17 protein-coding genes are annotated in these 26,777 nt (G+C 52.9%); 8 read left to right on the forward strand and 9 right to left on the reverse strand.

The window, feature by feature from the left end:
• Positions 1-135 precede the first annotated feature (135 nt).
• Positions 136-1,248, reverse strand: coding sequence for a substrate-binding domain-containing protein (locus tag A1332_RS12425; protein ID WP_157204007.1), 1,113 nt, complete (start codon positions 1,246-1,248; stop codon positions 136-138).
• A 391-nt stretch (positions 1,249-1,639) separates the two neighbouring features.
• Here A1332_RS12425 and A1332_RS12430 point away from each other — a divergent pair, with 391 nt between their 5' ends.
• Entirely contained in the window at positions 1,640-5,272 is a 3,633-nt protein-coding gene (locus A1332_RS12430; protein WP_082879674.1) for a PAS domain-containing protein, read from the forward strand.
• A 171-nt stretch (positions 5,273-5,443) separates the two neighbouring features.
• On the opposite strand, the gene A1332_RS26315 is transcribed toward A1332_RS12430, so the two are convergent.
• Complete coding sequence (locus tag A1332_RS26315; RefSeq protein WP_269454659.1) at positions 5,444-5,575, reverse strand: hypothetical protein; 132 nt, start codon at positions 5,573-5,575, stop codon at positions 5,444-5,446.
• A gap of 1,593 nt (positions 5,576-7,168) precedes the next feature.
• On the opposite strand from A1332_RS26315, the gene A1332_RS12440 reads away from it, so the two are divergent.
• A complete protein-coding gene (locus A1332_RS12440) occupies positions 7,169-9,388 on the forward strand; it encodes a DctP family TRAP transporter solute-binding subunit (RefSeq protein WP_082879675.1) in 2,220 nt (739 codons plus the stop codon).
• 3 nt (positions 9,389-9,391) lie between these two features.
• Positions 9,392-11,821, forward strand: coding sequence for a hybrid sensor histidine kinase/response regulator (locus A1332_RS12445; RefSeq protein ID WP_064008811.1), 2,430 nt, complete (start codon positions 9,392-9,394; stop codon positions 11,819-11,821).
• 399 nt (positions 11,822-12,220) lie between these two features.
• On the opposite strand, the gene A1332_RS12450 is transcribed toward A1332_RS12445, so the two are convergent.
• The 4 genes from A1332_RS12450 to A1332_RS12465 form a co-directional block, all read right to left on the reverse strand.
• Positions 12,221-13,900 (reverse strand): hypothetical protein, encoded by a 1,680-nt coding sequence (locus A1332_RS12450; RefSeq protein ID WP_064008812.1) that lies wholly within the window; start codon positions 13,898-13,900, stop codon positions 12,221-12,223.
• The gene (locus A1332_RS12455) at positions 13,870-15,540 is read right to left on the reverse strand and encodes a DUF1175 family protein (RefSeq protein ID WP_064008854.1); all 1,671 of its coding nucleotides are present in this window, start codon (positions 15,538-15,540) and stop codon (positions 13,870-13,872) included. Before A1332_RS12455 ends, A1332_RS12450 begins: the two co-directional genes overlap by 31 nt.
• Positions 15,541-15,779: 239 nt before the next feature.
• Positions 15,780-16,502, reverse strand: a complete 723-nt coding sequence (locus tag A1332_RS12460; protein ID WP_064008813.1) for a VPLPA-CTERM sorting domain-containing protein — start codon at positions 16,500-16,502, stop codon at positions 15,780-15,782.
• 96 nt (positions 16,503-16,598) lie between these two features.
• Positions 16,599-18,764 carry a zeta toxin family protein gene (locus tag A1332_RS12465; RefSeq protein WP_064008814.1) on the reverse strand — a complete coding sequence of 722 codons (2,166 nt, stop codon included), beginning with the start codon at positions 18,762-18,764 and terminating at the stop codon, positions 16,599-16,601.
• 311 nt (positions 18,765-19,075) lie between these two features.
• Here A1332_RS12465 and glyQ point away from each other — a divergent pair, with 311 nt between their 5' ends.
• The 4 genes from glyQ to A1332_RS12485 are packed head-to-tail and all read left to right on the forward strand — an operon-like array spanning position 19,076 to position 23,330.
• Positions 19,076-19,990 (forward strand): glycine--tRNA ligase subunit alpha, encoded by a 915-nt coding sequence (gene glyQ, locus A1332_RS12470; protein ID WP_036272636.1) that lies wholly within the window; start codon positions 19,076-19,078, stop codon positions 19,988-19,990.
• 1 nt (position 19,991) lies between these two features.
• Positions 19,992-22,061 carry a glycine--tRNA ligase subunit beta gene (gene glyS, locus A1332_RS12475; protein WP_064008815.1) on the forward strand — a complete coding sequence of 690 codons (2,070 nt, stop codon included), beginning with the start codon at positions 19,992-19,994 and terminating at the stop codon, positions 22,059-22,061.
• Positions 22,058-22,600: a D-glycero-beta-D-manno-heptose 1,7-bisphosphate 7-phosphatase gene (gmhB, locus tag A1332_RS12480; protein WP_064008816.1), complete on the forward strand. Its 543-nt coding sequence runs from the start codon at positions 22,058-22,060 to the stop codon at positions 22,598-22,600. Before glyS ends, gmhB begins: the two co-directional genes overlap by 4 nt.
• On the forward strand, positions 22,566-23,330 hold the full coding sequence (locus A1332_RS12485; RefSeq protein WP_064008817.1) for a lysophospholipid acyltransferase family protein: 765 nt from the start codon (positions 22,566-22,568) through the stop codon (positions 23,328-23,330). Before gmhB ends, A1332_RS12485 begins: the two co-directional genes overlap by 35 nt.
• 393 nt (positions 23,331-23,723) lie before the next feature.
• Here the strand turns inward: A1332_RS12485 and A1332_RS25655 are convergent, their stop codons facing one another.
• The 3 genes from A1332_RS25655 to A1332_RS26320 all read right to left on the reverse strand — a co-directional run bounded on the left by A1332_RS25655 (position 23,724) and on the right by A1332_RS26320 (position 26,132).
• Positions 23,724-23,861 (reverse strand): hypothetical protein, encoded by a 138-nt coding sequence (locus A1332_RS25655; RefSeq protein ID WP_020483805.1) that lies wholly within the window; start codon positions 23,859-23,861, stop codon positions 23,724-23,726.
• A 100-nt stretch (positions 23,862-23,961) separates the two neighbouring features.
• Positions 23,962-25,869 (reverse strand): DCC1-like thiol-disulfide oxidoreductase family protein, encoded by a 1,908-nt coding sequence (locus tag A1332_RS12490; protein ID WP_064008818.1) that lies wholly within the window; start codon positions 25,867-25,869, stop codon positions 23,962-23,964.
• Positions 25,870-26,003: 134 nt separating this feature from the next.
• Positions 26,004-26,132 carry a hypothetical protein gene (locus tag A1332_RS26320; protein ID WP_020483807.1) on the reverse strand — a complete coding sequence of 43 codons (129 nt, stop codon included), beginning with the start codon at positions 26,130-26,132 and terminating at the stop codon, positions 26,004-26,006.
• A gap of 217 nt (positions 26,133-26,349) precedes the next feature.
• Between A1332_RS26320 and A1332_RS12495 the strand changes: the two genes are divergently transcribed.
• Positions 26,350-26,769 carry a hypothetical protein gene (locus A1332_RS12495; RefSeq protein WP_064008819.1) on the forward strand — a complete coding sequence of 140 codons (420 nt, stop codon included), beginning with the start codon at positions 26,350-26,352 and terminating at the stop codon, positions 26,767-26,769.
• Positions 26,770-26,777: the final 8 nt, after the last annotated feature.

The raw sequence follows: 26,777 nt of genomic DNA on the forward strand, positions 1-26,777 counted from the left end.
GCGGGCAAAACCGGCGCCGTTTGTCACCTCGATATAAATTCATCTTTTCACTGCCTGACTCTATTTATAACGGGTCTGTTGATTACGGAATTTAACGATTTGTCCCATTCAAATTTCAAGAATCAATGATTATTTTTACTTCACTCCCCAGATTTTTTTGTACTTATCCCGATAACCGTTATCCGGATCGAATTCATTACTCGGACCGCCATCGAATTCAATGTTGGCTTTTGTCACGAGGTGAACCGGTGCTGAATAGCCGCTTGGTGGCTGTCCCGCAAAAGCGCGATTCAACTCGTCTATGGATTGCCATCCGTGTAAGCGCAAAGGTTCAGCTACCGTCCCAAATTGGTAGTGGTTTTTACGAATCCGATTGAAGGCCAATTCGCTGCCATCGCCTGCGGATATGTTCCTTGGATAACCGTTGCCGGGAATTGCGGCGGCGATAAAGGTGGGAGGCATGGCATCAAACCAGAGATCATTGACGGCTATTGAATACGTCCATTTTTTGCCATAGTGTTGCAACAGCCAAGCCGTGCGCTGCGGCATGGCTGTTGCGGTATCCTTCAGAGGGGTAGTGTCAACCATCAGCACACTGCATTCAGCGCATTCGTGCAGGGCGTCGATCATGGCCTTTGTCTTTACATTGGCAATGGCGTAGATGGGATCGCTGAAGATGACCACTCCCGCCTTACCATCGGAATCGGCCACTGCGTACATGGCGGCAGCCTTGCCGACCTCGGTCGGTTCGGTAGCGATATTGGTGAAGATCGGCAGGTCATGGTCCGGACCCGGCTTTCCCCAGGCATGCCAACCCACCATTTCGATACCCTTAGCCGCTATTTCGCGGATCGTATCCGCCTGCTCAACGGCATCTATAGCGCCGAGCACGATGCCATCGGGATTGAGGGCAGCCGCTTGCTTCAAGGCATCCCTTCTGCCTAACACGGTACTTTGTCCATCGATCAAACGAAAACTCCAGCCTAGAGTCTTTGCCGCTTCCCCGGCTGATCGCCCAACCCCTCGTGCTCCTCCGTTATTCTGGTCTGCCGACACGTAAATCACCAATTTATTGGGTTGCGCAATTGGTCCGGAGGTGGGGCCATCCCACGAAGGGTTCGGCTTCGATACCTTCGTCACATGGGCCTTGGCCTCCGCTACATAGGCATCTTCAGCGACCGCCCCATTACCAGCCAACGCGGCAGCAACTCCAACCATCGCTATCAAAAACGGTTTGTTGCTCATCATATTTTCCTCAATCAAGTCAGTGAGCCGCGCAATCAAATTTATTACCTGCTTAGCAAGCTTGCTTCAGCTAATACAAAGGAGCTTCCCGTATGTCGTCATTTCGGCAGGGCTTGCCGAAATCCAGGCTGCATGGATAGCTCTTAGCTTGCCATCCATGGCACTGTGCTCGCATCCCTGGGGTGCAGACGGGCTTTTTGGTTTAGCTGAAGCAGCTTACGAATCAAAATTTATTATGGGTAATAAGTTCAACCGGCCATGAATACTTCATGAGTGTTTATTTTAGCCCCCTATAATATTGTTTGATGCTATGCCGTTTGTGGATCGTTGTGCCACAGCGGAAGAATGATGTTCAAATTTGACAAGAGTCTCTTTTGTAACCCGTAACATAGAAATGAATTTTCAGAAACCAATCAAACACACGGAAATTGCATTCTCCAGACTTGAGTTTCTGAGGGGTGGCATTCTTCAAATCCTTGCGTGGCCTATCCTCTCTCTCCTATTCGTGACGGCGTTATGGTATTGGGTCAACTCGACGATCGACACAGAAAAACACAATGTCGAGAAAAAAGCGCTTGAAGAAGCCACCCAGTTGAGTATGGATTATGAAAAATATCTCACTCAAGTTATTGACCGGGCAAATCAAATCACTCTGCAGTTGCAATACAACTTGGAAAAGTCCCAAGAAAATCTAAATCTTCCGGAATTGGCACAGGGCGGTATTTTTAGAGGTGCTGACATCTTGAACGTGACAATCATCGATCAGAATGGTTTGCCGGTTACCAGTACCTTCCCGATTCCGAAAGATGTGACTTTTGCAGATCGGGATTATTTTGTCTTTCATAAAAACGACGACACCAATCTACTCTTGGTAGGTAGGCCAATCATATCGAGATCGAGGGACAGGCCTGTTATCCCATTTACACGTAGATTGAATACGCCGCAGGGAGCATTTAACGGCGTGGCCTATGTTGCCTTTGACCCTGATTATCTGACAGCGTTCTTTGCTGGCGCTTTCCCCGGTAAATCAGGATTGCTCGCAGTAGCTGGCCTGGACGGCGTTCTGCGTTCGATAAGGATCGGCAACCAAGCTCAGGATTCAAGCTTACCCGAGCTGCGAACGATCCCGCTATTTACGACACCTGAAGGCGCTACGTTCCTAAGCGAAGACTCTCGGTTTGGAGATAATCTGGCGCGCTATGTCGCCTGGAGGACCTTAAAAGACTATTACTTGGTCGCGATGGTGGGGATTCCGGAAATGGATTACTTCGCCCCCTACCAGGCCAGGTGGTCAACCTATCGGTCAGCGGCCAGCGTCGGAAGCGTCCTCACATTTCTGTTGGCGATTGTAGCGACCGGGATGTCTTTGCGGATTGCCAAGAGAAGATTCCAAGAGTTTGAACAGCGCAAGGCCTACCGACTTGCGACGGAAGGCGGGAATGAAGGCTTTTACATGTATGAAGCCTTACGTGACAGAAACGGCTCCATCACAGACTTTCAACTGGTTGACTGCAACCAGCGCGGCGCAGAATTTTATGGCGTCCCCCAATCTCAACTCATACAAGCCAATCTTTCAAATTTATACCCGGAGATTTTTTTTAATGAATTGATAAACGTTTTCCTGAGCGCGATGACTTCGGGATTCTATGAAGATGAAATTAAAGTTTCGCCCGAGAGTATGATGAAAATTGGCTGGGCAAAGCGAAGATTTGTACGATCTGGAAACGGTCTGGCCGTAACAATACAGGACATCACCGAACGCAAACAAACCGAAGAGGCTTTGCGTCTTTCCGCCGAGCGGCTGCAACTGGCTGCGCGTGCTGCAAATATCGGCATATGGGACTGGAATATCGTCGAGAACGAGTTGGCATGGGATGACTCGATGTACCAGCTTTACGGCATTAAAAAAGCGGACTTCGGCGGGGCTTACGATGCCTGGATAAGTACAGTACATCCCGATGACAAGGCGCATATCGATAGAGAAATTCAGGCAGCCTTGCTGGGTGAACGCGAGTACGCGCCCGAATTCCGCATCATTCGTCCGGATGGCTCCATCCGCTATATCAAGGCAGACTCGCAGACGATACAAAATAGCGGGGGCAAGCCCTTGCGCATGATAGGTACCAACATGGACATCACTGAGCGCAAGCGGATACAGGAGGCCATGGAACGCAGTCAGTCGGCCCTGGAGGAGGCGCAACGTATTGGCCACATCGGTAGCTGGGACCTCGATATGCTCAACGATGTGTTGAGCTGGAGTGACGAAATATTCCGCATATGGGAGATCGACAAGACGCAGTTTGAAGCAACGTTTGCCGCATTCCTTGAAACGGTGCATCCCGAAGATCGGGACAAGGTGGCACTAGCTTATAACCAAGCGATCATCGATAAGAGCTTGTATCAAATCGAGCATCGACTGCTGTTCCCGGATCACCGGGTGAAATACATCTATGAACGCGGCGAGCCTTATTTTGATAAGGATGGTCGTCCGTTGCGCTTTATCGGCACCTCATTGGATATTACCGAGCGTAAGCTGGCGGAGACAGAGCTGTTACGTTACAAGGACCAGTTGGAAGAAACGGTGGAGCAACGTACCGCGGAACTGTTGCTGGCGCGGGATGCCGCCGAGGCGGCGAACAAGGCCAAGAGCGTATTCCTGGCCAACATGAGCCACGAACTGCGCACGCCGATGAATGCCATTCTGGGTTTCTCCGGTCTGCTGCGCCGCGATCCGCAACTGACCGAAAAACAGCGCGAAAACCTGGACATCATCAATCGCAGCGGCGAACATCTGTTGACCCTGATCAACGATGTGTTGGAAGTTGCCAAGATCGAAGCCGGTAGACTTAAACTGGAGATTGCGCCCTTCGACCTGGGCAGCATGGTGCGGGATGTCACCGAGATGATGCAGATCCGCGCCCAGGAGAAAAGCCTGCTGCTGGTGCTGGATCAGTCGTCCGAGTTCCCCCGCTATATCAAAGGCGATGAAGCCCGCATTCGCCAAATCATCATCAACCTGATCAACAACGCCGTGAAATGCACAGAGCAGGGCGGCGTGACGCTGCGTCTGGGGGTCAAGAACAATGCTCGCCAACACCTGTTGGTCGAAGTCGAAGATACGGGGCCAGGCATCGCGCAAGAAGATCAACAGCGCCTGTTCGAGCCTTTCGTACAATTGGGGGATGCAGACGCCCAGCAGGGCACCGGCCTGGGGCTGACCATCACCCGTCAGTTCGTACAAATGATGGGCGGCGGCATCACCGTCGAGAGTACCCTCGGCAAGGGAGCGGTATTCCGGGTGGATTTACCGTTGGCATTGGCAAGTGCTGACGAAATTCTCGGAGCGGAAATCCGCAAACCCGGTGAAGTGGTGGGCCTGTCCCCAGGCCAACCCCGGTATCGGATCATGATTGTCGAGGATCAACGGGAGAATCAGTTGCTGCTCACTCAGCTGATGGCCGATATTGGGCTAGAGGTGAAAGTAGTGGAGAATGGTCAGCAATGTCTGGAATCGTTCCAGGACTGGCGCCCCGCTTTAATCTGGATGGACAGGCGCATGCCGGTGATGGACGGTATCGAAGCGACCAAACGCCTGCGTCAATTGCCGGAGGGGCAAACCGTCAAAATCGTCGCCGTCACCGCCTCGGCCTTCAATGAACAACAACAGGAAATGTTTGATGTCGGCATGGACGATTTCGTGCGCAAACCTTACCGCTTCGATGAAATTTACGACTGCCTTGCCCGACAACTGGGCGTGCAATACATCTACGCCGACAAGCACCCGACATACATAACCGGAGTAGAGCCATTGACGGCAGAGATGCTTACGGCTTTGCCCCAGGAATTGCGTAGCGAACTCATCAATGCGTTGGAAAGCCTGGAACAGGAACATATCGGTACCATCATCGGGCAGGTTCTCCCCTATGATTTAATCCTCTACAAAACCCTGATGCGGTTGGCTGAAAATTTCGACTACCCGACCATTCTCAATGCAATACGGGCCAACTTATCGACAATTGAGACATAACCGGAAAGGCAAAAGCCTGTCAGCAGTCGCCGACGCGACTGCCGACCTGAATCAGGACTGCACTTCGTTCTTGCCTTGCACCGCTTGCAGCAAATAAATGCCGTCCGGTAGCGGTTCGAGCGCCACTTGCCGGACCTTGTCGCGATACTCGCTCCAGGTATCTTCGTTAAATCACCAGCCCAAGTCGTGGGTTTGCTGACCGTTGCGCAGCAAATCGATATAGCTCTCTTTAACCACCGTAAACCCTTTCGGCGCCGCGACTAAAACCTGTTGCGGCACGGACACCACCGGTTTTTCGGTCACAGTCAGCACCGAGCCAAGGATTTCCGAAACTCGAATTCAATACATCACAGATTGCCGCGCTATTTAGGTATTTCGCAAAGGGGCAACAAATTAAACCGTTGGCCGCGACGAGCAAATTTAAGATCATCAAATGTCACAAACGCATGGCACTGTTTTGATGCCGCCAAATGTAACGCATCTGCAAATTCAAGCCCGGCCCGGCACCAGGTGATCGCCGTTCGTAACGCGAGCGTGGATAAGGGTTTCTGGAATATGGACGTCGCCGTGACTGGACAAGGTTGACGTGTCGGCTATTCTCGAAAAAATTGAATTAAATGGATTTTCGCGTTTTCAGCCATAAAGCGCAAACGCCAAAATGATCATCACTGTTCGATGTCTAGTTAATACACGTCGAATTTCGGTTTATTGATTCGCTCACTCTAGCCCTCCCCGCAACACCATTAAGTTAAGGCTTAACCATTCGCCTTTATGCCCTAAGGATACTGAACGTGTCGAAGGGTGAATGGTTGCGCCGATCATGGTTCGACAGATTCTCGGCAACTCTCCTGCGTGCCCAGCGTCTGCATCCATGCGGTCGACCACGAACGGCTTAACTTAACGGCATGGGTGTCTGGGAGCAGAACCGGCGGGTAGCTCCATCCGGCTGTGCCTGCTAATGGTGCACGGAGTCCGGCCAAAAGCCCTTCCAGCGTTTAAGCTCGCGCATTCTGTCTTTTGCTATCGTCGCAAGACTTTTTAGCTTGCGTGCAAACCTGCCAAGCCGCACGAATACACCTAAAAGCCTTGCGCGCAACGCGTTTAAGCTCGCGCACGAGGTCTTTTGCTATCGTCGCAAGACTTTTTAGCTTGCGCGCAAGCCTGCCAAGCCGCGCAGATAAACCTAAAAGCCTTGCGGGCGCGGCAAATTGATTCGCCCGCCCGGCAAAATGCCTAGCGCGCAACTCGATTTGGTCTGAGCCCAAGGAAACGGAGCAGTCGCGAATAGCACAATGCGATTAACGCGAGGCTTCAAGGCCTGCGAATTAGAAGAAAATCCCTATCCCCACGAAGAAAATCAGGCCCCGCATACCACCCATACCGGAATGGAATGGAATGGATCAATGTATTGTATGCAGGCTTGCGCGGCTATCGGCCATTTGCCAACCATCGTAACTATCAACTGTAAGGCAGCTCAATTCTTGAAAACGGCCATTCTTAACGTCCAGACTAACTGGCGCGGAAGGCGGAGGGTTGAAAAGCAGCTTTCAATTTTCTCACTGATCAGCGAGGTTTTACCATTCACTAAATGGCCATTATTTTGATGCTGTTTTACATGTCGCACGTACTGCTATCACCGTCGTGCAATTTCGCTTGGGTTTGATATCTCACGTAATCATTTTCCATGCCATCAAAACAATCAGAGCACGCCTTAGTTCAATCTTCATAAGGCTGAATCTATAGCTAAAAATAAACCTTCATTTATTTAGACCTACAATTTATTTCATGTTTGCAAACCAGAAATAACTGCAGTGATAATAAGCACTCTGCTTTTGGGGGATTTTTAGATTAAATGGACAAGTTTTGTGCCCCATCAGTTAGAAAGAGGTGTCAAAAATGGAAAAGCATCCCTCGTTATCGGTTAGCGCATCACCTAAGGGTGGTTTTTATGTAAGAGTTCATTCAGTCGCGATCCTTGGCATACTTGTGCTGTTCGCCGCTGCGGTGCTCTGGTGGCAGTATTTGGTCAAGCCCGAAAATTCAACCATACCGTCGCCGGTCAGCCAGACGTCGATACAGGTGCGTACTCTGCGCCTGGGCCTCAACATTGCGGCTGACAGTGCGCTGAATGCGGCGGCCGAACGATTTTCCGAGCTGATCGACGAACGTAGCGGCGGCAAGCTCAAGATTACCGTGCACCCTAACCAGGAACTGGGAAACGACGACCAGATGCTGGAAATGGCGCGCAAGGGCGAGCTCGATCTGCTGCTCACCCCCACCGCCAAGCTCAGCTCGGCGATTCCGGCGATGCAGTATGCCGATTTGCCATTCTATTTCTCAGGGCGCGAAGAGCTTTATGCCATGCTCGACAGCGAGCCGGGGCAAATGCTGCTTTCCAAGCTTCAAACCATCGATCTGGTCGGTCTGACCTTTTGGGAAAACGGCTTCAAACAATTCACCGCGAATACGCCGATCCGCAAGCCAGAGGACTTCGCCAAGCTGCGCATTCGTATTATGAAGAGCAAGCTGATTACCGACCAGTTCGAAACCTTAGGCGCCAAAGCCATCCCGATCGACTTTCACGCCACCTATCAGGCGCTCGCCGACGGCGCGGTCGACGGCGAGGAAAACCCGCTGGTAGCCATCGTCGGCATGCGCTTTCATGAGGTGCAAAAGCATCTGACACTGAGTAACCACGCTTATCTGGGCTACGCCTTCTCGGCCAGCAAACGGGTATTCGAAACGCTGTCGCCGGACATGCGCGACCTGATTCAGCGCACCGCGCGCGAACTCACCGTCTGGGAGCGTGAGGAAACAGCCCGCCGCGAAGCCAAATTCATCGAGACCATAAGCGCCGCGGGGGTCGAGACGCATACCTTGACCCCGGAGGAACGCCAGCGTTTCGCCACTGTACTGGCGCCGATAGCCGACAAATTCGGTTTCGAAGTCGGCTACGACCTGCTGGCCAAGACCGATGAACTGCGCTATGACAAGCAAAGTGGGACGACGTTAGCGCGCGCTCGCCAACCCTTGGTGATCGGGCTGGATGCCGATTTGTCGTCGGCCGGCGGCCAAGCGGGTGGCTCGATATTTCGCGGCGTGCAACTGGCGGTCGAGGACATCAATCGGGATGGCGGCCTGTTGGGTGCTCCGCTACGGGTGATCGCGCATGATCATGGCGCTAATCCCGAGGTTGGGCGGCAGAACCTCGAACTCTTTGCCGCCATGCCCTCGTTGCTGGCGGTAGTCGGCGGCATGCATAGCGCGGTGATCCTGGAAGAACTGGAGGACATTCATCGCCTGCGAATTCCTTACCTGATTCCCTGGGCGGCGGGGGGCAGTTTAACGGTGCATGAATATCGTCCCAGCTATACGTTCCGTGTCTCGGTCACCGACACCGAAGTCGCGCCGTTTCTGCTCGAACACGCGCTCAAGTCGGGCGGCCACGTCGCGGTATTGCTGGAGCGTTCGGCCTGGGGTCGCAGCAACGAGGCGGTGCTGAAGCCGCTGATAGAAAAGCTACCCGCAGGCAGTGTCGGGATAGACTGGTTCACGGCCAACGATCCCGACATAGAGGCCAAAATACATGCTTTAAACGATAACGGTGCCCGAGCCCTGCTGATGGTGGCTAATCCGGCAGGTAGCCGAGCTATCGTTCAGGCGATGGCGCGCCAGGAAAAGCCACTGCCCATCTTCGCTCACTGGGGCTTGACCGGCGCCGATTTCTGGAAACAAGAGCAAGTGGCGCTGCAACGCGTCGATCTGCGTTTCGTGCAGTCCGTGCTGATTCACGGCGCTCATATCCGCCCCCAGCTCAAAAAATTCATCACGCGCTATCGTGAGCGCTATGGCCTCGGCCCCGATGATACGGTGCCTTCCCCGGTCGGTAGCGTACAAGCTTACGATTTGATTCAGCTGCTGGCGCGCGCGGTGACGCAGGCCAAGTCTATCGACCATGCAGCCATCCAGGCCGCGCTTGAAACATTACGGCCCTACTCAGGCTTGGTACGCGACTACAACCCGCCGTTCACCAAGGACCGCCACGACGCGCTGAACGGCTTGCCTCTCCATCTGGCGCGCTTCGATGCCCGCGGCCATATTCTCCAGGCTGAATGACCCATGTCCTTGCTCGATTACTTTCGTCGTAGCGTTCGCCGCCGAATTACTTGGACCTTCGGCTTGTTCGTCGCGCTGTCTATGGTCACGGTGACGACCACGGTGGGTTTCCGCCTGTTTTCGACTATTACCGCCAATCTGACTCATCAGCTTGAGGAACACGGTCGACAAGATGCCACACTATTGATACAACGCATCGAATATCTGCTGGAAAGCGCCAGCGTACTGGTCAAGAATCCGCTGGTCATCAACGGCTTGAACGATGCCCAAGGCCGCCTGAGCTACCTGCCGGAGCTGGTAAAGAACTTCAGCGAAGGCCGCGATGTACGCGCCGTTGCCTTGCTCGGTTTCGACGGCAAGCCGGTCTATTCCAGCCTGATGAACTTGCCTACCTATGGCGATTCGGCCGAGTTACGTAGCGCACTTGCCAATGGCATCGTCAGTTACCTGGTCGACGCGGAACGCGGTGAATGGGTGGTGTTTGTGCCGGTCAGCTATTACAGCACTACCCAGGGCGCTCTAGTGGTGGTCTTCGATCTCAGCGCGGTGACCAAGCGTGTGCTGCAAAGTGACGAGTTAATCGGCCATCGGTTGCGGGTGGCGGACAAGGTTATCTACCAGCGCCAGCCTGTCGACAACAGTGACATGCTGGTAGTGAGCCAGCCGCTGGTCAGCGACGGCGAAAGCTTTCTGGCCGGGCTCAAGCTCGAAATCGAGGCCTCGACGCCGCGCCGCCACTACCTTAATCCGGCCGTCCTGGCGGTACGCGACGTCGCCATTTTAGGTCTGGCTTTGACGCTGGTCGCGATCGCGACCGCCTCCTGGATAGGCTTCAGCGTGTCGCGGCCGATCCTGTTGTTGCGCCAGCGTGTCGCTGCGGCGGACGGTAGCCCGGAGAGGCGCTGTGCGCCGCTCGGCACGACCGATGAGCTCGATGATCTTGCCGAAAAATTCGATCAGCGCACTAGCGAATTGTGGGACATACAGCAACATCTTGAGGAATTGGTAGCCGAGCGCACCAAAAAACTTTCCATAGCCAAGGATGCCGCTGAGGCCGCCAATCGCGCCAAAAGCATCTTCCTCGCCAACATGAGCCACGAGTTGCGCACGCCGCTGAATGCGATTCTCGGTTTCTCGAGCATGATGCGCTCCGATCCCGACTTGCCCCAAACCCAGCGCGATAACCTCAACATTATCAATCGTAGCGGTGAGCATTTGTTGAAGCTGATCAACGATGTGCTGGAAGTGGCCAAAATCGAGGCGGGGCGCCTGCAATTGGAGGTCGCCCCGTTCGATTTGGGCGGCATGGTGCGGGATGTCGCCGAGATGATGCAAATGCGCGCCGAGCAAAAAGGCTTGCGTCTCGATCTTGATCAGTCTTCTGAGTTTCCTCGCTACATCAAGGGCGACGAGGCGCGCCTGCGTCAGACCTTGATCAATCTGGTGGGCAACGCCGTGAAATTTACCGAACAGGGCGTTGTCACCATCCGTCTGGGCGTGAAGCAAAATCGGCGGCAGCATTTGCTGCTTGAGGTTGAGGATACCGGCCCCGGTATTCATCTGGATGACCAGAAGCGTCTTTTCGAACCCTTCGTGCAGCTGGTGGAAGGCTGTGTGAATAAAGGTACGGGGCTTGGATTGACCATTAGCCGCCAGTTTGTGCGACTAATGGGCGGTGATATCAGTGTGGCAAGCACGCCAGGCAAGGGCTCATTGTTCCGCATCGAGTTGCCGGTGGAAACGGCAAGCGCGGATGATGTCGTTAAACCTGAGGCTAAAAAACAAGGCGAAGTGATAGGGATTGCACCGGGGCAGCCTGTCTACCGCATCCTGATTGCCGAAGACCAACTTGAGAATCAACTATTGCTCAGCCGATTGATGACAAGCATCGGTCTGGAGGTGAAGGTGGCGGAAAACGGCGAACAATGCGTCGAAACCTACCGGAACTGGCAACCAGACCTGATCTGGATGGACAGGCGCATGCCAGTCATGAGCGGCGAGGAAGCCACCAAGCGTATTCGCCAATTGCCCGATGGCGGGAAGGTCAAAATCGTCGCGGTCACCGCCGAAGTCTTTAAGGAACAGCAGCAGGAGATGCTTGACGCCGGCATGGACGATTTCGTGGGTAAGCCCTACCGCTTTGGGGAAATATACGACAGCCTGACGCGGCAATTGGGCATACGCTACCTGTATCGCTCCGACACCCTGGAGGAACAAACCGAAGCCGTCGTATTGAAATCCGAAATGCTGGACAGTTTGCCGGTTGCGCTACGCAACGAACTTAAAGGCGCACTGCAAGAGCTGGATAGCGAACGCATCTCAGAAGCCATCCGGCAAATCAGCGAAGTCGACACGACATTGGGTCGCGTATTGTCCAATCTAGCTGACTATTTCAACTACCCAGCCATTTTGAAGGCACTGGAGAGGGACTAGGCATTCGAGTCTGAGATATAGCCCCATGTCGACGATATAAGGTTTTTAGCTTACGACTGTCCGTTGTCTGGCAATAATCAGTCGATCAAGAAAATACTTTGAACGGCAATTTGGGGTCGATAATCTCCCTTCGATCAGACTTGACGCGAAAGCGTTCGGTCATAGTTCCATGCCTGGACCGCATAACCTTAACTTTATTTTTTAACCCAGTTTTGCGCAAATCGGCATCCCAACGGAATCGCCTTTACGCGCTATTGGCCCCTCGTTGCCGCGAGTAGAGTCGTCCGATAAGTTTTGGCCTGACACGGGCTTATTTCCGGCATTCAAAGTTTTCTTCCTGAATATTTATCGACAACCTTACTGGGCTGAAGCTTAACGATCTATATTACGGAAACAATTCTATTGGGATACTAACTTCCCTTCTAGCTTTGCCCCTGCAGAAGCATTCTCAACCCTCCCCGCATAACTCAAAATCGGCAAGCCATAAAACAACTTATCCCCCTCCTGCCGCATCGCGGCCTTGGCGGCTTCATAGTCTTGCTGCCAGCGCGGGGCAAATTCATTGGCTTCCTGCGTGGTACCCGCTCCGCCGGCCAAAAACAGTTCGCGCACCGCCGCGCCGGGATTGACGAAAGCGGTTAGTTGCGCGGCTTGCCAGCGTGGATTTTCGATGCCGCGTTGCCAATCCAAGGGGCTTAAGGACTGTTTGTTGCAGGCGTCTTTCATCCTGGTCAGCAGGCTTTCCGAGCTGGCGGCTAGGAACAAACTGCCGCCGGCACATTCCGCACCCAAGTCCGGGTTTTTTAAATATTGCGCGTACGCGGCGCTGGCTTGCGGCTGCTGGGGATTGGCGACGATGATGCCCACCGCGCCGGTCGGGCTGTCTGCAGTGAAATCCCAAACCAAACCCACGCCTGCCGGTTCCGCACCGGGTGGCTGGGTAGAGGGGCCGTTTGCAGCCAGCGTTTGCCAGTCTTCTGTCGTTAAATCAGGCGACAAGGCCAGGCTGGCAGCGGCGCCGGCAAAGGCATCATGCGGGATGCTGGCTAAAACGCCTTCAAACAATTGTCCGTGCAATTGGCTTTGCCAAGCCGCCGCCGGCAGATTCAAGGTACCCAGTTGGCCGTCTGTTAAGGCAAAATCCCATTGCAGCGGATAGGTTGGCGCGCCGGTCAGCACCGGCAGTAAATTATCGATAAAGGCTTCGCTGCGTAGCGTCAAACTCAAGGGCGCATCGCTGCGGCGGCTTTGCGGGGCGATGCTGTCGATCACGTTCAATAACGCTTCCAAGCTTTGCGCCAGATAAATCCGCTCGCGGAACTGGGTGAAAAACAGCTTCTGCAAACCGATACGGGCTTCCAGGATCGGTTCCGGGAGTTTGTTGAGACGATAGCCGCTGGTCGCCAACACGCCGGCCAAGGCCGGCATGGCTTGATCGGCAAACTGGCTGTCGCTACGCGAGTAGCTGATCACCCAGCCCTGGCTGGCATGGGCCATGTCGTAATGCAGCTCGGCGTTGGCGGCGATGGCATCGCGCAGCAGTTGCGCCAGAAACTCGCCTTGCAGGCCTTCCAGATTGAGTTGCTCGGCTTTGACTTTCAGGCTTTGCAACAAACCGAAAAACAAGCCTTGCACGAAGCGATTGCCGACCAAGCTTTGCACTTGCGGCTGCGCATCCCACCAGTTTAAAAATGCCTCGCCCTCATTGAAGTTCAAGGTAAAAGCCACCGGATGTTTTTTTACATACCAGGTCGCCTGCTTCGGACAATCGGCGGGGCGCTGTACGGTGGCGTCCATCGTGGTGCCCGAGCCGACATCGCCGCCAGTCAAGGCGGGACAATGATCGTCGCCCGCCGGCACTGCATCGTTGCTGCCGACCAGCGAGGTGCTGGCATCCAAGTCGTTATTGGCGGCATCGCGTAATTTCACGGTCAAATCCAGCAAGGGCAGACCGGCGCGCATCAAACGGCTGAGAGGTTGCCGGGAATAATCCTGATAGCCGACGATGCCGGCGGTAGCGGTCAGCACCGCCGCCGAGGCAATCACGGTCAGGCGTTTTGCGGGGCTAAGCGGTTCCATTCGTATACTCCAAGGAAATAGGGATTTTCAGCGCGGGGGACCCACACCGGATCGGGCGATTGCAATAGTTCGGTGACGCTAACCACCCGCACTTGAGCATCGGCGCCTTGTGCGCCGTTGTGGTAGACGGCCAGATTTTCCGGATGGCCGGCGGCGAACAGCATTAGGTGATAGGGTTCGTCGTTGATCAAGGGTTTTTGATACACCAGCAAATCGCCGCTTTTTGCTGCGGCCAGGTCGCGGGATTTCAAGCGAAAGTTGTAGCCGATCAGGGTTTCCGCGTCGGCAAAATGACCGTAGCGCGCTTGACCGTTATTCAAGCCGGTTTGCCAGATTTGCGGATAGTCGGGGATGGCTTTGCGGGCCTGCTCGGATAAGGGTGGCAACATCAATTTGGCCGGCACGCCGAGTTTGGCGGTGCGCGCGGCGTCGCGTGGCTCTAAAGCGGTGCGATAGGCAAAACGTACCAAGCCGGCGCAGTCGCGTTGTTTGGGCTCCCAGAGCGGGCTGAGTTTACGGGCTTGCAGCAGGGCTACATCGGTGACGACTTGGCGTAGCGCATCGGCGTCTTGCGGTAGCAGGTAAGTTTGCCTATTTGTATTCCCCTCACCCTGCCCTCTCCCGGAGGGAGAGGGTTCTAACTTGGCTTTTACGAGAAGCTCGTCTCCAGCGGGAGATGGAGTTGCGTTGCTTCCCGATGCAGGCGGCTCCAGATAGCCCAATTCTTCCGCGCTGTCCTCGGCTTCGCCTTCCCGTTTGGGCTCGTGTTTGATGTATTCCTTTACTTCCGCCGGCATATCCCGTTCGGCATCCTGCCCCGGCACATAGATTTTCGCCGGCTGGCGGTTGCCTTGGATCACTACATACGCCAGGGTTTTGGTTTCGCCGGGCCGGGCCAGCGGTTTTTGCACCCGGCGCCGACTCTCGGAGGGCAAACCTTCGTCAAGGATGATGTCCAGATTGGCCAGGGTATGCTGCACTGCGCCGCCCGGCCAGTAATTGGTGTCGATGCGGAATACGCCAATCGGTGGGGCCGGATGCACGTATAAATATGGCCCGTAACCAGGCTGGTCGAAATTGTCGCCGTTTTGATTTAAAAAGAAGATGCCGCCACTGTTGGAATTGGTATCGGCCCAATACACATGGCTATTGTCCGGCTCGTAAATGTGCAAATCGGTATAAACGCCGTCACTATCGCTGGTGAGCACCACTTTCAAACCTATCGAAGAAATCACCGCATCGACTGTGGTGGACGCCTTGGCGACGCCAACGCTATTGGCGCATTCGGCAATCACAGTGTTTTTACCCTTCGCGGAGGGAAAAGCGCGGGAGAAGCTGCCATTGGCGTTGCGCACGTAATAACGCACGCCGTTGATATTCACCACAATCGGATCGGCGCTTGGGTCGGAACAGGTGCCGGCCACGGTGATCTGCAAACCGCTGGTCCAGCCGCCGGCCGGTTTGCTCAGTGTCAGCGTTGGCGCGATGGCTGGCCCGGTTGTCAGTGGATGCTGTTGCCCACGGCGGGTCAGAACATCCGGATCGTCGCTAGGCGCGGCGCGGCTTTGAGCCGATAAAACCAGCAGAAAGGCCGTAACCCAGCCCAGCCAGCGAATATCGAACAAGTGAGGTATCCGCATTAAGGCCTCCATCGGGCTACCGGATTTAACGAGTGCTGGAAATGTAGCAAGCAAATCGGCTAACGGCAAATCTAACTGCCGGATGTTCTGCATAACGTGGACAGACCAGATTTTTTGGCGCAAAAAAAATCCCTCGTTCCGCCTGGAGCGAGGGATCTTCTTCGTCAAGAGATAAACGGCAAAAGAAAGAACGCCGACAGGCGAATCTTTAAGCTGGGCCGATTATTCCATGCTCAGGATTAAACGGCAGCCCGACGCCGTTGCAGACCCAAAAAGCCGACCAAACCAGTCAAGAACATCCAGGCCGCTGCTGGCAAAGGCACCGGAGAACCTAAACCGCCGCCGCCCGCTGTGTCACCATCGCTAACAAATGAATCGCTTTCTCCGTCCGTACCAATTGATCTGACATGTAAGCCGATGCGTAAAGCTTCGTCTTGCAGGCCATGCGCAAGGTCCAAAAAGCTGACGCCAGTCTGCAAGGCTATACGAATACCCAGCAAATCATTACTGGCGTTGATCCCTTTGCTAGGATTGCCCGGATTAACATCAGCGCCAAAACCAGAAGTTGCAACAAAAGGGGTAACCAGTGAGTTGCCAGCTGGCAAATTGTTTGGGTTCAGGGTAGTACCAAAATCGGTAGTGCCACCAAGCTGCAGAAAAGGGGCGTATTGAGACAGCAGAAAGTTACTATCGTCAAAATAGATCTCGGCAATATTGGAAGCAATGCCCACAGCGTTTTTAAACGTGAACAATACATCATTGGCACCAATACTTTGATTCAAAATTGAAAAAGCATCGGCTTGATTGAAAACATCAACACTCAATTGGCTAGCCACGTTTTGACTGCTGTTACTGGTAACACGGTTAAAATCCAGGCTTATAGGCGAGGCAAAAACTTGGGTGCTGGATAACAGTAATACTCCAGCTGCTACAAACGATTTGCTTAAAACGAACGATTTCATTACAAGGTCTCTCATGATTTTAAAAGCGATGCTTGATTCTATAGTCTTAGCAATTCACTCACAACCCTCCCCAAAGGGCAGTAAGGAAGGATAAAGTTATTCGAGAGTCCCTTGCAAACGGGTAACCCAAGCGTCTTTCGCATTCGGATCGACATGAAACGCCAGCGCCACCGGCTTGTGCAACAAACCTTCTTCTCCAGAGGCGTTAGGGTTGAGCTGGCGTTTTTCCACAAAGTCTATCAAGCGCCGCAGGTGGTAAACCAGCAACACTCGATTGCCCTCGCTACCTTTGTAGATTAAATAGCCCACATTATCTTCGCTCAAGTCCGGGTTGCGGGAGATCAGCGCTGCCAATTTGGTGTCGCAAATGCCGGCCAGGCTTTTCAATACCGAATCCGGATGCAGGCGGATCAATCCCAGGAAATGCTCGACCAAGTTGCCGGCCAGTTGCTGCTGTTGCAGTTGCTCCAGCTCGGCATCGCTGAGTAAGAAACTTTCCGCGACCAGATAATGCCGGTCACGTTCGCCGTCGTTGGCAAACAGCGAAATCTTTGCCACCGCCGTGTCCTCCAAGGCATTCAGGAATTCTTGCGGCGAACGGATGTGTTTATCGATGGTGACCACCCAGGGCAAGGCGCGACCGGTCGCTTCAAAGCGCGATTTGACGCTGCCGATAACGCCGGAACGCGACAGCTCCAACTCCCGGCCGACTGGCTTCACCAAAAACGCATCGACGGCGGCGATCTGGGTGCGAAAGCCGGCGGCCTGGAAATGTTTGATCGCGGTCGAATAGCGCGGATAGTAGGGAATGCCGGTGCCGTCGTAGAGAATATTGATCCGCAGTTCGCGTGCCTGTTGCGCCACTAAGTCACGCAGCCGATTGGCGAAGGGTTCGACGTAAACGTAGTCGTCGCTGTGGTGATTGGCAGCAGTCAACAAGCGGTACAAATCGCTGAGCTTTCTGAATTCGTCCAAAGAGGCGATTACAAAATTGTCGCCGCACAGTGCCGTCGCGATTTCCTCGACGGCGGTTTTACCGGCGCCGGCGCCGCCCATGCTCATCAAAAAGTGCGGTTGGTCCACTGGGGTTTTGCCGGCAAAAATCGCGTCCCTGGCCGCCAATAAAATCCGAGTAATCTTAGCCAAACGTTCGTAGGCAATTTCCACGGTGCGGCGCAGGCGGGTTTCGTTGCGGGCCGCGACCAGCATTCTTTGTTTTAAGGTTTCGTTGTCCGCCAATAAAAATAGATTGGCTTGCTCGCCGGCGCATTGCTTCAATAAATCGATCAATTCGGCCTGGCTGGGGGAGCGCAAGCCGGTGAGCATGTTCACGTCCAAGCAAAACAAAGGGGCGACACCGTCTTCGCGAATGGGGATGGCATCAATCTCGAATTTGCCGGGGGCGCGCAAATCTTCGGTGCCCGGCAGATAGCCGATGATGTGTTCGGATACGCTCAAGGGGTTGTCGGCAAAATGCTGGCCGGCAATCAGTTGCTCGGCGGTGATGCTGCTCAGCGGCACCAGGCCACCGGTAACGGTGATCAGACATTCCACGCCATCGCCGGTGATATGCGACAGAAACGGAATGCCTAGTAAAAAGCGTTTGTTCTCCGGCCATTTGCCATAGCGGTTGGCTTGGTTGTGCAGGCTTTTAATCCGTTTAGGATCGAGCGCATGAGCAAAGGCGCGGCTCAGCGCCCGGTGTTGGCTGCCGTGATCGTGCAGGACTAAAGCGTCATCGGCAGTTAGGCGGCGAAAGTCGATACCTTGTTCGTAGACCGCTTTAAAGGCCGGCAGATTGCCCAACGCGGTTATGAAAAAATCCAGGGTAATGCGGTTGCCATAGCCATACGGGCGAATCACGCGTAAGGAATGATAAAAGCTGGCCAGCCGCTCGGCGATGTCGTCGCTATGGATCACAAAGCCGTTATTATCGAAAATCGCCGTGTCGGCATTGCTGTCGCCATCCAGCACCAATCGCTCGATAGCGACGCGAAACTGCTTGCGCTTGTCCGCATCCGGCATGGTGCCGGGCCGATGAGTGACGGTGGGCTGCTCCTTCCAATCGCTGAACATCTCGCGATGAATGCGCGAGTACAAGCCGGTCATATAAGTGACGCGCTTGGTCTGGTCGTGCGAGACGGTGATTTCCAGCTCTTGCAGCAAGGTCGATAACAGCCCTGCACCTTGAGCTATGGCCAGTGCGGTACGCAGGCGTTTTAGCGGTCTGTAGCCCGGAATATTCCGGCTGGGGTTTTGCATGATCCACCCTCTTATTTTTATAGTTATTATTTTATAGGGGGTGATCTTAACTGGTTATTGGAGGAGAAGGAATATTGGCTGAATGTCATTGACCGGGATAGCGCTATTGTTGGCGGCCGAGTAAGTCTGTTGCACTGCGATATGGTGCTCCGTCTTATGACGAGGCCAAGGGGGTATCATTCTCGGATTTCGCCTGCGTGGAGCGATGTTAGCAGGCTTGGGCAGGATTCTTTAAAGCCCCTTGACGCCTGTCTGGCGAGCGCTTTTCAGGTACAATAAGTACATTTTTTATCTATCAAGTGGCTCCCGACGTGTCGATTAGCAAAAACGATGTCTCTACTTTTCAGGGCCTGATTCTGACCTTGCAGGAATACTGGTCGAATCAGGGTTGTGTGTTATTGCAGCCTTTGGATCAGGAAGTCGGCGCCGGCACTTTCCACCCCGCCACTTTCTTGCGCGCCATCGGCCCCGAGCCTTGGAACAGCGCTTACGTGCAGCCTTCGCGCCGCCCGACCGACGGCCGTTACGGCGAAAACCCCAACCGCTTGCAGCATTATTACCAGTTTCAGGTGATCATGAAGCCGTCGCCGGACAATATCCAGGAATTGTATCTGGGCTCATTACGGCATTTGGGTCTGGATTTGCTGGAGCATGATATTCGTTTTGTGGAAGACAATTGGGAATCGCCTACCCTGGGCGCCTGGGGCCTGGGCTGGGAAGTTTGGCTGAACGGCATGGAAGTCACGCAGTTTACTTATTTCCAACAAGTCGGCGGCTTGGAATGCCGGCCGGTTAGTGGCGAAATTACCTACGGCCTGGAGCGGATTGCGATGTATCTGCAAGGCGTGGAAAGCGTCTACGACTTGGTCTGGACCCGTGGTCCGCAAGGCGTGGTCACCTACGGCGATGTGTTCCATCAAAACGAAGTGGAAATGTCTGAGTTCAACTTCGACCACGCTAATGTTGATTTCCTATTCCAATGCTTTGATACCTACGAACGCGAATGTCTGATGTTGCTGGAGAAAAACCTGCCGCTGCCGGCTTACGAAATGGTGTTAAAAGCTTCGCATTCCTTTAACCTACTCGACGCCCGCCACGCCATCTCGGTCACCGAGCGTCAACGTTACATCCTACGGGTACGCAACATGGCCAAATCGGTCGCAGAAGCCTATTACAACCGCCGGGAAGCACTAGGCTTTCCGATCCTCGCCAGACAGGGAGCGTAACATGACCGAGACCAATCATTTATTGTTCGAACTGGGCTGCGAGGAGTTACCGCCGAAGTCCTTGAAAAAACTCAGCCAGGCCTTGCTGGACAACATTCTGGCCGGCTTGCAAGAAGCCGGTTTGAGCTACAACCAAGGCCGCGCCTATGCTACACCGCGCCGCTTGGCAGTATTGATCGACGATTTACAAACCTTCCAGGCCGACAAGGTTGTCGAAAAGCGCGGCCCGGCTATCCAAGCGGCGTACGGTCCCGACGGTTCACCGAGCAAGGCGGCACTGGGTTTTGCGGCCAGTTGCGGCGCCACCTTTGAGGATTTGGAAAAGCTGGAAACCGACAAGGGTTCTTGGTTGATTTTTAAACAAGCAGTGAAGGGCCAAGCCACCGCTGAACTGATCCCGGACATTATCCGTAAAAGCCTGAACAATTTGCCGATTGCCAAACGTATGCGTTGGGGCAGTTTCGACGCTGAATTTGCTCGGCCGGTACATTGGGCGGTTTTGCTGTTTGGTGCTGAAATCCTGATCACCGATATTCTCGGCCGCACCACCGGCCGCGTCACCCGTGGCCATCGTTTCCATTCGCCACTGGATTTGAGCATCGGCAGTCCGCATGAATATCTGGACATCCTGAAACAGTATGGCAAGGTACTGGCCGACTTCGAAGAACGTATGACCATCATCCGCGACGCCGCGAATCAAGCTGCCAGCAATGTTGGCGGTATCGCCCATATCGAAGACGATTTGCTGGAAGAAGTGGCGGCATTAAACGAATGGCCGGTACCGGTCGTGGGCAATTTCGACGCGCGTTTTCTGGAGTTGCCGCAGGAGGTGTTGATCACCACGATGCAGGCCAACCAAAAGTATTTTCCGGTTAAAAATGCGGCGGGCCGATTGTTGCCGCATTTCATTACCTTTGCCAATATCGAAAGCTCCAACCCGGAGTCCATCCGTCAAGGCAATGAGCGCGTGGTGTTGCCGCGTCTGGTCGACGCTGAATTTTTCTGGAAACAAGACAGAAAGCAATCGTTGGCCGAGCGGGTCGAGAGCCTGAAAAGCATCGTCTTTCAAAAAGATCTGGGCACGTTGTTCGACAAAACCGAGCGCGTCGCTAATCTGGCGGCTTTGATCGCCGAAAAATTTGGCGTCAATGTCGAATTAGCCAAGCGCTCCGCACTGTTGGCTAAAACCGATTTGATGACCAATATGGTCGGCGAATTCGCCAATCTGCAAGGCACGATGGGTCGCTATTACGCGGCGGCCGATGGCGAACATGCCGACGTAGCCCTGGCCTTGGAAGAGCATTATTATCCCAAGCAATCCGGCGGCGCGACACCGAGCGGCCCAATCGGCCAGGTGTTGGCGCTGGCAGAAAAAATAGACACCCTGGCCGGCATTTTCAGCGCCGGCTTGATCCCAACCGGCGATAAAGACCCTTACGCGTTGCGCCGAGCCACGCTGGGCATCTTGCGGGTACTGATCGAAAACGGTATTGCTTTGGATGTAGTGGAACTGCTGGACGCGGCACTGGATCAATTCAGCCATGACTTTAATAAGGTCGAAACCCGGCAGAAAGTGATCGGTTTTCTATTCGACCGCTTAAAAGGCTATTGCCTGGATCAAGGCTACACCAGCCACGAATTCGAAGCGGTATTGGCGGTCAATCCGACCAGCCCCTTGGATTTTATGTTGCGTATTCGCGCCGTGCAAAGCTTTAGGGCCTTGCCGGAAGCGGAAAGCCTGGCAGCGGCTAACAAGCGCATTATCAACATCCTGAAAAAATCGGATCAAGCGCCTACGGAGACCATTGGTACCCTGGTTGAGGCCGCCGAGAAAAACTTGCTTGCGGCGGCCGAGCAATCGGAAACCGACATTCTGCCGCTATTAGCCGAACAGAATTATCCGTTGGCATTGAGCCGGCTGGCGCAATTGCGCGATAGCGTCGATGCGTTTTTCGATAATGTCATGGTCAATACCGACGACGAAGCCTTGCGCAACAGCCGTTTGGCATTGCTGGCGAAATTGTCTAACCAGTTCTTGAAAATCGCCGATATATCCAAATTGCAATCGTGACCGAGCGTTACGTTATTCTGGACCGGGACGGCACTATCAATGTCGATTCCGATGCATTCATCAAATCTCCCGAGGAATGGCTGCCGCTGGCCGGCAGCCTGGAAGCCATAGCGCTGTTAAATCGACACGGCTACAAAGTGGTGGTGATCAGCAATCAGTCGGGGATTGCCAGAGGCTTATTCGATTTGGCAACGTTGGAGGCGATACACGCCAAAATGCATGAATTGGTCGGTCTGGCGGGTGGAAGCATTGAGGCGATTTACTTTTGCCCACACGGCCCAAACGACTCCTGCGACTGCCGCAAACCCAAAGATGGACTATTTCGGCGCTTTGCTGGCGCCACAAACGCTGATTTGAGCCGGACTTATGCCATTGGCGACTCCTTGCGCGATATCCAGGCCGCCGAGTCAGCCGGTGCAAAACCGATTTTGGTCAGAACCGGGAAAGGCGAAAAAACCGCTATTGATAATCCCCAACTCAACGTTCCTATTTTCGATAATCTTTATGACGCAGCCACGCACATCGTCTCGACAAGCTGATTTCAGAGTCTATTTAGGCTCGACATTGTTGTTCATTTACATAGTATTCTCGACGCTGATTGTCGGGGTAGCCATCTTGGGCGGGTTTTTTCTGCCATTTCCGATGCGCTATAAAATCGCCGATATTTGGATCAACTGCCTGCTGTATATGCTGAAGTTGTGTTGCGGCTTAAGTTATGAAGTGGAAGGCCTGGAAAACATTCCGCGTGATAGCGCGGCGATTATCCTCAGCAAACATCAATCGGCCTGGGAAACGGTAGCCTTGCGGCAATTTATCTCCCCGCAAACCGCGGTTCTGAAAAAATCGTTACTGCAAATTCCATTCGGCGGCTGGGCCTTGGCGACGTTAAAGCCGATTGCGATTGATCGGCAGAATCAAAAAGAAGCGTTAAAAATGCTGATCGATCAGGGTATCGAGCGTTTGCAGGAAGGCTTGTTTGTAGTGGTGTTTCCTGAAGGAACCAGAGTGGCGCCGGGAGCGCATAAAAAATTTAACGCCGGTGGCTCTATGCTGGCGCAAAAATCGGGTTTTCCAGTGATCCCCTTAGCGCACAATGCTGGCGAATATTGGCCACGTAACAGCTTTTTGAAATATCCGGGCGTCATTAAGGTAAAGATTGGGCCGGCCATTGGCAGCATCGATAAAAAATCGAAGGATATTAATGCAGAAGCCGAAGCATGGATCAATAAAGCAATGCAGGAAATCGACGAGGAACGCACTGAGGCGTAAATCGAAATTAGGATATAAACCTCTTCTTGACCCACAAAAAAAAAAGGCCCGCTTTCGCGGGCCTTTTTTTCAAGCTTAAAGATTAAAGCGCTACAGAAGTAGAGCTAGAAACTTTTTGTTTTGACGCATCTGGATCGTCCATGCAACCGCTCAGGCCAACAATCATCAGGGTCATAGCTAAAAGAGATAATACTTTTTTCATAACATCCTCCAAATAAAAGTTTTTTATATTTTTTCGTGTACTGAATCTAAACAGAAAATTAAGCACGGCGAGATTTAAACATGCCGAAGCAGTTTAGCGCAAACTAAATCTGTTTGGAGGAAAAGAATCTGGAATATAAGGCCCACTTGCGTGGGCCTTACTCAGGTAGGAATATCCTGCCAGGGCTAGGATTATTTAACCCCTGAACCTTGTTGGCTAGGTGAACCATAGCCTTTTGGTTTTGGATTGCCTTGGTCTGGGTCGTCCATGCAACCGCTCAAGCTTACAATCATCATTACCATAGCCAAGACAGAAAATACTTTTTTCATAACATCCTCCGATTTAAAGGTTTTTATTTTTGTGTGTACTCAAATTCAAGCACGCAAAATTTATAGCATGACAAAACCGAGTATGCAATACCCTAGATGTTTACAAAATATCGATGTCTTTCGGCAAGTTGATCTTTATGTCCTTTCCAACCCATTGCGCAGAGCCTATTGCTTGCCATTCTCCGGCCAAGTTACTGTTCCTGAGGTCTTTTTCCCACACAAACGGCGCTCGAATTCTCTTCATTTTGACAATAAATTGTGTGCTATCCAGCTCTAAGTCGGTCTTTTTCCCCCAGAACGCCGTGACTTTCATGATAAATTTTTTCAAGCGGAACTCATCGATATTCGGCGTTACCGCTATGTTGGCCCACATCGAATGTACCCGCCCCCAATTCGGCGCCAACAAGCGACCCTGCCGATCAACAAACGGCAACCATTGCTCTTCGCCGTTGGCATCCAAATACGTAATAGCCAGCAAACGGTCGTAGCCTTCGAAATGGTCGTGCAGATACAAAGCGTGCGGAGTGATGCCTAAAAACGTGTGAGACATCATCAAGACCGCGTTGCTCATATCCGCCAACATGCTGGTTATCGGCGACTGGCGGGCATCGACATGCAAGCGGTACAACAAGCCATAGTGAAAGCTGCTGTTGAACTGAAACAAGATCAGCACCAGCAGCACTTTGCTGATTTTGTGTACGCGACTTCTGGCGGGTACCGCATGCTCCGCTTCGAAAATTCGCTCGTAGAAGCTCGGCGGCAGGCTTTCGGTTGATGCAGGCATACAGCTCACATCGCACACCAACCGCGCGCGTGAATCGGCAATCGCCCGATAACGCCCGCATATCCACTGATACAGTAGCGGCAGCTTCATGGCCCAGCCTATCATCGCGGCATAACGCATCGAGATTAAAATCTGCGCATAGGTGTCAACGCCGGCATAAACCCGCCCGTCGCCATCCACCGCGTACAAATCCGTCAGCAGTTGCTTTTCGCCCAACTCTGCTAGGGCTGGATAGTCGATTGCAAACACTTGTGCAGGCTTGAAATCGACAGCGTGCAAAACGTCGAAGTGATTGAGCGTTAAAACCGTGCGATTGCACAATGGGCATTGCTGGTCGTAAAACACCGTCAATAGCGGCTGTTTGACCCGCAGAAAGGCACCGATTTTTCTATACCAGGCAAACGGCATCACTAAAGCGTAAAAAATCAGCATGCCCATGCCAAACGGATAAATATTGAACGACAGCGTGATACCGACATGCAGCGAGATACCTAGCAGAAAATACAGCCATCTGCACCGGTGGCGATGGAAAAACAACAGGAAAGTAAACTGGAAAACTATGATGGTGTAACCGATGATTTTCTGCAAAATCTCGATATTCAGTAGCCACGACAAATCCAGCGCGGACATGTAATACGGAATTGAAGACGGCAGCCAGGCACCCAAGCCGTTGCGCCAATGCTCGGCAAACATCTTGTGTATCGCCGAATCGAAGTACAAAAATCCCAGACAAATCGCGACCGGCAGATAGTAGGTCAATGCCGACACTGCCGGAGCCTGGTACTGAGAATAATGCACGAAGGGACGCAGCAATTTTTTTCTCAGGCTATCAACAGAGAAGGCCTGGTCCATCGGCATGAAGATCAGAAAGAAATTGGCGCCGATCATGAACAAATCGAAGCCGCCGTCGAAATCGCGTTGCATAGGCGTGAAATTGACGAATACCAGCCAAAAAATGTAATTAGCAATACTGACAGCCTGACAGCGGTAGCCGATGACCAAGCAAAACGCCACCACGGCCCACAGCCACAAAAAGAACGGAATCATCGGAAATTCGACATCCATGAATGGGATGGGATCGAATATCAAGTGATTGAAATACAGCAGAAAGAAAACTTCCTGCAGTGTCACCAACCCGAACAATAGCCTGAAAAGGCCTACGCCGGTAGCGGGTACTTTTTTGGAATAAAGCGCGTTTATTTTCTGAACTAACAGTTTGTACATAGCGGATCGGCAGGCCAAAAGGCCACGGATTATAAGGTATTTAAACTAGGCATGCTTCAGGCAAAAAAAAAGCGGCTACGGGATCTATCCGTAGCCGCTTTTTCCAGAAAAGCTTTGTAAGCGAGGGGTATAGCTTACTCTTCGTCTTTAGGCTCAGCAAAAACCCATTTTACAAAGAAGTATCCTGCAGCGATGATAACCAGCGCTCCAATCATGCCCGACGGTTCTTTCAGCATTTCTGTTAAATCTAAGATCGCTCCCATGGGTGCCTCCTACCTTTAGTTAGTTGTTATAAAATGTGCCATGTCTTTGGCGGTCGAGCTTCATATGTTACTTTAGCCACCTTCAAAGTCAAGCGATTCATGGCTATCGCGGAAACATCCGACCGTAATTGCCATCCAGGCGGATTATGGTAGTATGCCCTCTCGACCAGATTTTTGAGAATTATAAAAATAGTTAACAGTTACAAGGGGAATAGAGATGATTGGTGGCGTAATAATGATTTTGACGGCAATCTGGGTTTATCAAACCCTGATAAAAGCCAAAACTGGTAATGTGCTGTTGTGGGTTGCCGGCTGTGCCATAGTGTTCTTGGTCATTCAAGTGATGTTCTACAACATCAACATCATGATCATCGACGGCTTGGACGGTAAAGATGTCGGCGGCGAATATGATCGCGATCTGACCAGCGTTGGCGATAGAAAAACCCAGGAAGGCGCTGGCGGCTGGTTCATGCCGGTTTTCTTCGAATTACTGCCGCCGTTTGCCGGCGTAATGGCTGTGGCGCTAATTCGCACACAGTTCATTCTGAAACAATCCCTGACACCTGCTAACCTGTTCAGCGGCATCAAAGAGTTGTTTGTCAGTATAAAAAACAGCTTCAAAACTTCCAGCAATTAATACTGGCT

Origin of the sequence: Methylomonas methanica, assembly GCF_001644035.1 — a bacterium.
GTDB classification, from domain to species: domain Bacteria; phylum Pseudomonadota; class Gammaproteobacteria; order Methylococcales; family Methylomonadaceae; genus Methylomonas; species Methylomonas methanica_A.

Bases quoted from the DNA above. Each gene is read 5' to 3' on its own strand.
- A1332_RS26320 (WP_020483807.1), bottom strand. From the start codon at position 26,132: ATGGGAGCGATCTTAGATTTAACAGAAATGCTGAAAGAACCGTCGGGC.
- A1332_RS12425 (WP_157204007.1), bottom strand. From the start codon at position 1,248: ATGATGAGCAACAAACCGTTTTTGATAGCGATGGTTGGAGTTGCTGCC.
- A1332_RS12455 (WP_064008854.1), bottom strand. From the start codon at position 15,540: ATGCGGATACCTCACTTGTTCGATATTCGCTGGCTGGGCTGGGTTACG.
- A1332_RS25655 (WP_020483805.1), bottom strand. From the start codon at position 23,861: ATGAAAAAAGTATTTTCTGTCTTGGCTATGGTAATGATGATTGTAAGC.
- A1332_RS12465 (WP_064008814.1), bottom strand. From the start codon at position 18,764: ATGCAAAACCCCAGCCGGAATATTCCGGGCTACAGACCGCTAAAACGC.
- A1332_RS12485 (WP_064008817.1), top strand. From the start codon at position 22,566: ATGACGCAGCCACGCACATCGTCTCGACAAGCTGATTTCAGAGTCTAT.
- A1332_RS12460 (WP_064008813.1), bottom strand. From the start codon at position 16,502: ATGAAATCGTTCGTTTTAAGCAAATCGTTTGTAGCAGCTGGAGTATTA.
- A1332_RS12440 (WP_082879675.1), top strand. From the start codon at position 7,169: ATGGAAAAGCATCCCTCGTTATCGGTTAGCGCATCACCTAAGGGTGGT.
- A1332_RS12495 (WP_064008819.1), top strand. From the start codon at position 26,350: ATGATTGGTGGCGTAATAATGATTTTGACGGCAATCTGGGTTTATCAA.
- A1332_RS12430 (WP_082879674.1), top strand. From the start codon at position 1,640: ATGAATTTTCAGAAACCAATCAAACACACGGAAATTGCATTCTCCAGA.
- A1332_RS12490 (WP_064008818.1), bottom strand. From the start codon at position 25,869: ATGTACAAACTGTTAGTTCAGAAAATAAACGCGCTTTATTCCAAAAAA.
- glyS (WP_064008815.1), top strand. From the start codon at position 19,992: ATGACCGAGACCAATCATTTATTGTTCGAACTGGGCTGCGAGGAGTTA.
- A1332_RS12445 (WP_064008811.1), top strand. From the start codon at position 9,392: ATGTCCTTGCTCGATTACTTTCGTCGTAGCGTTCGCCGCCGAATTACT.
- A1332_RS12450 (WP_064008812.1), bottom strand. From the start codon at position 13,900: ATGGAACCGCTTAGCCCCGCAAAACGCCTGACCGTGATTGCCTCGGCG.